The sequence below is a fragment of the Pelatocladus sp. BLCC-F211 genome, assembly GCF_041928655.1.
Classification (GTDB): Bacteria; Cyanobacteriota; Cyanobacteriia; order Cyanobacteriales; family Nostocaceae; genus Pelatocladus.
The window spans coordinates 1-6,962 of the sequence record NZ_JBHFLM010000098.1; the positions used below are offsets into that span (position 1 = coordinate 1).

The 6,962-nt window shown below is 41.0% G+C and carries 8 protein-coding genes and 1 pseudogene; all 9 read left to right on the forward strand.

Features of this window, described 5'->3' with window-relative positions; translation table 11 throughout:
- A partial coding sequence (locus tag ACE1AT_RS11970) for a hypothetical protein (RefSeq protein WP_374868512.1) occupies positions 1-263 on the forward strand: 263 nt, incomplete at its 5' end.
- Between the two features lie 107 nt (positions 264-370).
- Positions 371-1,231, forward strand: coding sequence for an HAD family hydrolase (locus ACE1AT_RS11975; protein ID WP_374868514.1), 861 nt, complete (start codon positions 371-373; stop codon positions 1,229-1,231).
- Between the two features lie 37 nt (positions 1,232-1,268).
- Complete coding sequence (locus tag ACE1AT_RS11980; protein ID WP_374868516.1) at positions 1,269-2,156, forward strand: DUF1206 domain-containing protein; 888 nt, start codon at positions 1,269-1,271, stop codon at positions 2,154-2,156.
- Positions 2,157-2,277: 121 nt separating this feature from the next.
- Positions 2,278-3,891 (forward strand): alpha-amylase family protein, encoded by a 1,614-nt coding sequence (locus ACE1AT_RS11985; protein WP_374868518.1) that lies wholly within the window; start codon positions 2,278-2,280, stop codon positions 3,889-3,891.
- Between the two features lie 29 nt (positions 3,892-3,920).
- Positions 3,921-4,780 (forward strand): annotated as a pseudogene (locus ACE1AT_RS11990) (TIGR03885 family FMN-dependent LLM class oxidoreductase); the annotation flags it as partial.
- 148 nt (positions 4,781-4,928) lie between these two features.
- Positions 4,929-5,078: a hypothetical protein gene (locus ACE1AT_RS11995; protein ID WP_374868520.1), complete on the forward strand. Its 150-nt coding sequence runs from the start codon at positions 4,929-4,931 to the stop codon at positions 5,076-5,078.
- 558 nt (positions 5,079-5,636) lie between these two features.
- Positions 5,637-6,122, forward strand: coding sequence for a hypothetical protein (locus ACE1AT_RS12000; protein WP_374868522.1), 486 nt, complete (start codon positions 5,637-5,639; stop codon positions 6,120-6,122).
- 39 nt (positions 6,123-6,161) lie between these two features.
- The gene (locus ACE1AT_RS12005) at positions 6,162-6,428 is read left to right on the forward strand and encodes a hypothetical protein (RefSeq protein ID WP_374868524.1); all 267 of its coding nucleotides are present in this window, start codon (positions 6,162-6,164) and stop codon (positions 6,426-6,428) included.
- A gap of 6 nt (positions 6,429-6,434) precedes the next feature.
- Positions 6,435-6,863 (forward strand): hypothetical protein, encoded by a 429-nt coding sequence (locus ACE1AT_RS12010; protein WP_374868526.1) that lies wholly within the window; start codon positions 6,435-6,437, stop codon positions 6,861-6,863.
- The last annotated feature ends 99 nt before the right edge of the window (positions 6,864-6,962 follow it).

The window sequence follows — 6,962 nt, forward strand, 5'->3', positions numbered from 1 at the left end:
ATTTAAATTGCCGCATGGCGATCGCCTGTCTGTCAGAATGCCTTGAAGCGCAAATCCCCCACACTACCCCCGCACAAGTCATGTTCAGATGTGTTTGCCCTGTCTGCCCTCCCGCGCTTTGTGCCAGTTGCGTAAGTCCTGCGAAAGAACTGCAACCATCAAAAATAATTTTTGGTGGAACAGCGATCGCAGGAATATTTTTCGGTGTATTTGCGCTTATTTACTTGTTGCAATTGCTTGGTGTTATTGGTTCTGGTGTATGAGTTATGCTTAATTGCCCGACTTTTAACTAATCATCCTGGCTACTTGGGGATTTTATCTAAAATTACCAATACTTTTGCTAAAAGACCATAGTTGAGAACCTTTTTTTATGACTGTTTCGACCAAAACCTTTTCTAATCGTATCGCTATAGTTTTCGATTTTGATGATACTCTTGTTCCCGATACCGTTGATAGTTTATTAGCCAGCTTAGGTATTGACGCTTTGAAGTTTCGCCAAGAAAAAAATCAACCATTAATTAACAAAGGTTGGGATAAAATTTTAGCTCGTTTTTATGCCCTCATTGAAGAATCAAAACGACAAAACGATAAAATCACACAAGAATATCTTGCCAAATTTGGTCAAGAATTAGCTCCTTTTGATGGCGTTCCTAAAATTTTTGACCGCTTGCAACAACGCACTCACGAATTAAATCCCAAAGTGGAGTTAGAATTTTATTTAATAACTTGTGGAATGGTAGAAATTGCTCGTCATAACTGTATTGCACCACATTTTAAAGCAATGTGGGGTTGTGAATTTTCTTATAGCGATCGCAACGGCATAGAGTTTTTAAAGAAGATTGTCACTCACACAGAGAAAACGCGCTATCTCTTCCAAATTGCCAAAGGTTTTGCTGATTACAAAGATGATGGTAAAACATTTGTATATCGAGATTTACCACCAGACGAATTACACGTTCCATTAACACAGGTGATTTATGTTGGTGATGGTGAGTCAGATATTCCCTGCTTTTCGCTAATGAATCAAGAACAGGGTACAGCGATCGCATTATATAAAGACAGCACCCCAGAAGAATGGGGACAAGAGTTAACAATTACTCAAAGTCAACGAGTTGCTAACCTCGCGCCTGTTGACTACAGCGAAAATTCAGAACTGATGCAATCTCTAACACTAGCGGTAGAAGGTCTGTGCAAACAGATTTCTTTACAGCAATTGAGCGTAGGTGAATAGATATGAAATCTCTTCACCATGTTATCTACTAGGGAGGATGAATAAAATCGCTAGAACACCTAGATTCTTAAATAAAAATATGGCGCTACGCGACCTGCTTCCTGAAAACATTAAGCAACCAGTTAGACAAGCAACTTCTCATCCTTGGGTTGAGCGATTAGCAAGATTAGGCTATGCTGCAAAAGGTCTAGTTTATTTTGTGGTGGGTTTGCTAGCAGCACAGGCTGCATTTGGTTCTGGTGGTAAAACTACAGATACTAGTGGTGCGTTAGAGACAATTGTAATCCAGCCTTTTGGAAGATTTTTACTAGGGATTGTCACCCTTGGGTTGATTGGATATGCACTCTGGCGTTTAGTGCAAACTATTCTTGATCCTCAATATTCTGGTCAAGCAATAAATGGTAAACGAATTGCCAAGCGTCTAGGCTATGCTTTTAGTGCGATCGCTTACTTCAGTTTGGCTGTGACATCTATAAAACTAATTATGGGTTCCAGTAGTAGCGATAGCGATGCTGTCGAAGATTGGACGATATATTTTCTCAGCCAACCTTTTGGACGATGGTTAGTATTACTTTTAGGTTTGACAGTGATTAGCGTTGGAATTTTTTACCTTTATCAAGCATACAAAGGTAAATTTCGTTGCTATTTTAAACTCGATCGAATGAGTCAAACTCAGCAAATTTGGGCAGTGCGTTTGGGTAGATTTGGAATTGCTGCCCGTGGCATTGTTTTTGGCATTATCGGTATTTTTATGATGCTGGCAGCAATTCAATTAGATGGCACTCAGGCTAGAGGATTAGGTGGTGCATTGGCAGTTTTGGCAAAACAACCCTTTGGCCCAGGGATTTTAGGTGTAGTGGCTTTGGGTTTGATTGCTTACGGTATCTATTCAGTTATGGAAGCTCGTTATCGGCATATTAATTGATTGGCCACAATTAAATTAATTCGTGAAAATAGGGAACAAGAAAACAATGGATGTCATGAATTCTGTTTGAGTATCTAATAATTAATAAATTGATTAATTACAAAGAACTCAAGGTAATAATATGCAAAATCTTTGGTACAAAAATGCAATTTTTTACTCCTTGGATGTAGAGACATTCATGGATTCAGACGGCGATGGTGTTGGCGACTTCCCAGGACTAACTAAGTGTCTAGATCATCTTTCTGGATTAGGAATTACCTGTTTATGGCTATTACCGTTTTATCCCTCACCCAATCGAGATAACGGCTACGATGTGATGGACTACTACAACGTCGAGCCACGATTAGGGACATTAGGAGATTTTGTCGAGTTCATCCATCAGGCAAGCGATCGCGGGATTCGAGTCCTAGTCGATCTAGTCGTCAATCATACATCCAATCAGCATTCTTGGTTTCAACAAGCGCGTTCAGATAAACACTCTAAGTATCACGATTACTATGTGTGGTCAGAAAATCCACCCGAAACCAAGCCAGGACAGATCATTTTTGCTGGAGTAGAAGAAAGTCTTTGGGAATATGACGAACAAGCTGATGCTTACTATCTACATCACTTTTACAAAGAGCAACCTGATTTAAATATTGCTAATCCTGCCGTCAGGGAAGAAATCTATAAAATCATGGGTTTTTGGCTGCAACTTGGTGTGTCTGGGTTTCGCATCGATGCTGCACCGTTTTTAATTAATCCACTTGGCATCTCAGATTGTCCAGACTTGCAAACTTTCCTCAAAGATATGCGAAAATTTATCACCTCGCGTCGGGGTGATGCTGTGCTGTTTGCCGAAGCAAACGTCAGTTCTGAAAAGATACCTGTCTACTTTGGCAGTGGCGACAGATGTCAGATGTTGTTTAACTTCTTGCTCAACCAATATATGTTTTTAGCTCTGGCACGTAAAGATTCACAAGCTTTGCGTGAAGGACTAAAGTCATTACCTGATATTCCTGGCATCGGTCAATGGTTAAATTTTGTCCGTCACCATGACGAACTCACTCTTGACCAAATTAGCGACTCCCAAAGAGAAGAAATTTTCCAGGCTTTCGCACCCGAAAAGAATATGCAAATTTTTGGTAAAGGCGTTCGTCGTCGTTTACCACCAATGTTAGGAGGCGAACGCCGTCGCATTGAACTCACATATAGTCTGCTCTTTAGCTTACCTGGGACACCTCTGCTACGCTATGGCGAAGAGATTGGTATGGGTGAAGACCTTTCGCTGGAGGGTAGAAATAGCGTCCGTACAGTGATGCAATGGTCAAATACACCCAATGGTGGCTTTTCTACTGCTGCGTCAGATGCTCTGACTCGACCTGTAATTAAAGAAGGAGAGTATGGATATGAAAGTATAAATGTAGCAGACCAACAACGCGACCCTAACTCTTTAATCAATTGGATGGAACGCATAATCAGGATTCGCAAACAATGTCCGGAGTTTGGTTCGGGTAAATGGCAAATTCTAGAAACTGATGAACCGTGTGTGTTTGCTCACTGCTGCGAGTGGGAAGGTAAGAAGGCGATCGCTTTGCATAATTTGGGCGATCGCTCATGTACAGTCACGCTAAAATCTGATGAGTACAGCCATCTGATTGATATATTTGGCGATTCTCAGTACGAACCCCTCGACAATCATTCGCCTTCCATCCCCATAGAAGCATACGGCTATCGCTGGTTTCGCGTTCAGTAATTCAACAGCTCATACCAATTCTCCTCTCATCAAGCAACAGACCCAACCCTTGGAGTGAAGATCAAGGACAAAGTGGTTTTGCTTGGTCTTGGTTGGGTGCAGCAATGCAAGCGACTCCGAGGCTTTCTTATCGGATTGTCTGCGCTTCTGGACAACGCTATCATCCGGCTATCATTGCCCAAGCTGCGGCAACTTTAGCATGACTGTTGGTAGCGGTCAAGCACTTAACGAACATATTACTGGAGAACATTGGCCTTGCAAAAGCGATCGCAATGTTCGTCTCAAAGAATGTGTCGATATTATCCGCGCACTTTGGACAGGAGAAACTGTAACTCATCACGGTTTAGTCTGTGTTGAAGAAGCAAAGCTTTATACACGTCCTCAAACACTACCTTTAATCATTGGCGCTGCCATTACCGTTGAAACCGCAGAATGGTTGGGTAGTTGGGCAGACGGGCTGATTACAATTTCGCGTCCACCAGAGAAGTTAAAAAAAGTCGTAGATGCTTTCCGTAGAGGCGGCGGGGAACGCAAGCCAATGATATTGAAAGTGCAGCTTTCTTATGAACGCGATGAGGAAACAGCACTGCAAAAAGCTCATCAGCAATGGCGCAATAATCTCTTTAAGAATATTGTAATGGCAGAACTGCGAACTCCTCGACAGTTTGACGCAGTTGGAGAGTTTGTCCAGCCAAAAGAGTTATACGAACACGTCCGCATTTCCGCAGATCCTCAGCAACATATTGAATGGTTGCACAAAGATATGGAATTGGGGTTTAACGAACTCATTCTGCACAATGTTAACCGGGAGCAACAGCAGTTTATTGAAGTATTTGGTGAAAAAGTACTGCCATCACTCACACAAACCAGAGTATCTGCAAACAACTGACTCACCTTTGTCGATCAGACCAAATAGGGAGTTGATTAACTTTCTGTAGCGTTAACTGAACGTAAGTAGTTTTGCTCGTTCCTACAAATTTTTAACTCTGATTCCTTTACTCGGACGACCGATAGAGTTGATATTGGCGGTATGGAGTTTGTTGGCAGTAATTGTAGCAGTCCGCCAAGGATTAGATATTAGCACTCGTCAAGCCGCGTTTATTTGTTTAATAGGTTGGCCCCTGATTCAGATTTTAATTGGTTTTATTCAAGTTTTGGAGCAAGAATTAGTGAAATTGGCAAACTGAAAAGAGCAGAGCAATCAGCACTTAACCCTAATATTTCCCATCGCTTTAACCAGCATACATCATATTCTCACTCTTAAGTTTTTGATTTTTCTATCTATTAATAGAAAAAACTGTATCTCAATCTCTGTAATTAGGGTGAAATATATTTTTACTATCACAACTTAAAGTCTATTGATAATTTCTCCACGAGTTTTCCACTTTTTAGATTTAACTTATAAAATGATTCATAACAAGTTACGATTTTCATTTTAATCGTTATACTCAATAAACATGAAACATCTATCGAGAAAGCTACTATTTTAGAAAAGAGATGTAATTAAATCACAGTGATAAAACGGAGTAAAAATAATATATTTACTTGTAAATATTGAGGTATTTTACCCGAATTATTGTGATTTATCTGGTTTATATGACCTCAAGAATGTTGATATTTATACTCAGGACAGATAAAAAAGTTGGCTCATTACTTCTGAGCCTAATAACTTTGTTATTCAGAAACTACCACTTTTATAAATAGTAGAGTATTAACAATGTGCAGTTTCAAAGAACTTGGAGGGAATGATGCTTAGAACTATTCCAAGAAATTGGTTCACCTGGAACTGTGAGGTTATTAAGGATGGCATATCAATCGCCGGAATCGAGTTTGCTGCCTGGACGAATACAGGGGAGCTGCTCGTTGAAGGCGATCGCTACCAAGTCCGCCGGGAATCTCTTTTCAGCGGCAACTTCTTTTTAGAGAAGGATGGAACTCAGCTTGTCAAGGCAGTAAAACCTTCTCCATTTCGTGTGTTTCAGGTTGACTACGCAGATAGAGAATATGAATTGAAAGCCGAATCAGCCTGGAAACGAACATTTCTTTTGCTCTTTCAAGGAGAAACGATTGGGGTAATCCAACCCGAACACAGTTGGACACAGCGAGCGATCATCGATTTACCAGACAAGTTTCCCCTGGTTGTTCAACTGTTTATGGTTTGGTTGGTACTGTCAAGTTTGAAACAGCAATGGAATGCGACAAGTGCTGTCTCCGCAAGTGGAGCAACCTGATATGTGCAGTGATAAAGTCTTTGTGGAGTGAACAATGCTATGAAACGCATTGAATCAAACCTGAAAACCTGGTTAATTCTCACTATACTAACTTTTTTGACGCTGATTGCCGTTTTCCTGGGACTGCCAGCACTTTTTCTCATTCTACGCATACCCTCATTTGAAATTGGTGATCGCGCGCTGTGGATTTTGCGTTGGCAGAATGATGCGAGTGGATCTGGCATCCGATTCAATCTAGTGGCCTTGTTAATCATCGCCATTATTGTTGGCTCGCTTGGACTACTCCTGAAGTCACGGGGCAGGTAACAAAACATGATACGTCCTCCGAGTTTAGACGATCGACCTGAAACTAGTTTTCATCAACGTTTACGGCTGCTTCTATTCAGCCGTACTAGTGTTGCTGTAGGTGCAATTCTATTCGTAGCAATTGGGGGAGGCGTATGGTGGGGTTGGATCTTTATCAATCAAAGGTTAGTACCCCTAGTTGAGAAAAATCTTAATCAGTTACTAGAGCGACCTATGCAAATAGGGGAAGTCGAAAGATTTTCACTTAATAGTCTGCGGTTTGGTTCAACGTCGATCCCGGCTACTTCTACCGATCCAGATCGTTTAGCAGCAGAGGCAGTAGAAGTAGGATTCGACCTCAAGCAACTGCTTTTTAACCGGACATTACAACTAAACGTCACTTTAGTTCAGCCAAATAGACATCTCCAAAAACTGCCTAAGTATCTCTGTAACTAGCTTATAGGGTGCGATCGCCAGTTTCGTAATCAGGCTAGTTTATACGATAGAATAGGGATTTGAGATATTTGTTGTTAATAATCAGACAAAAAAACGTGG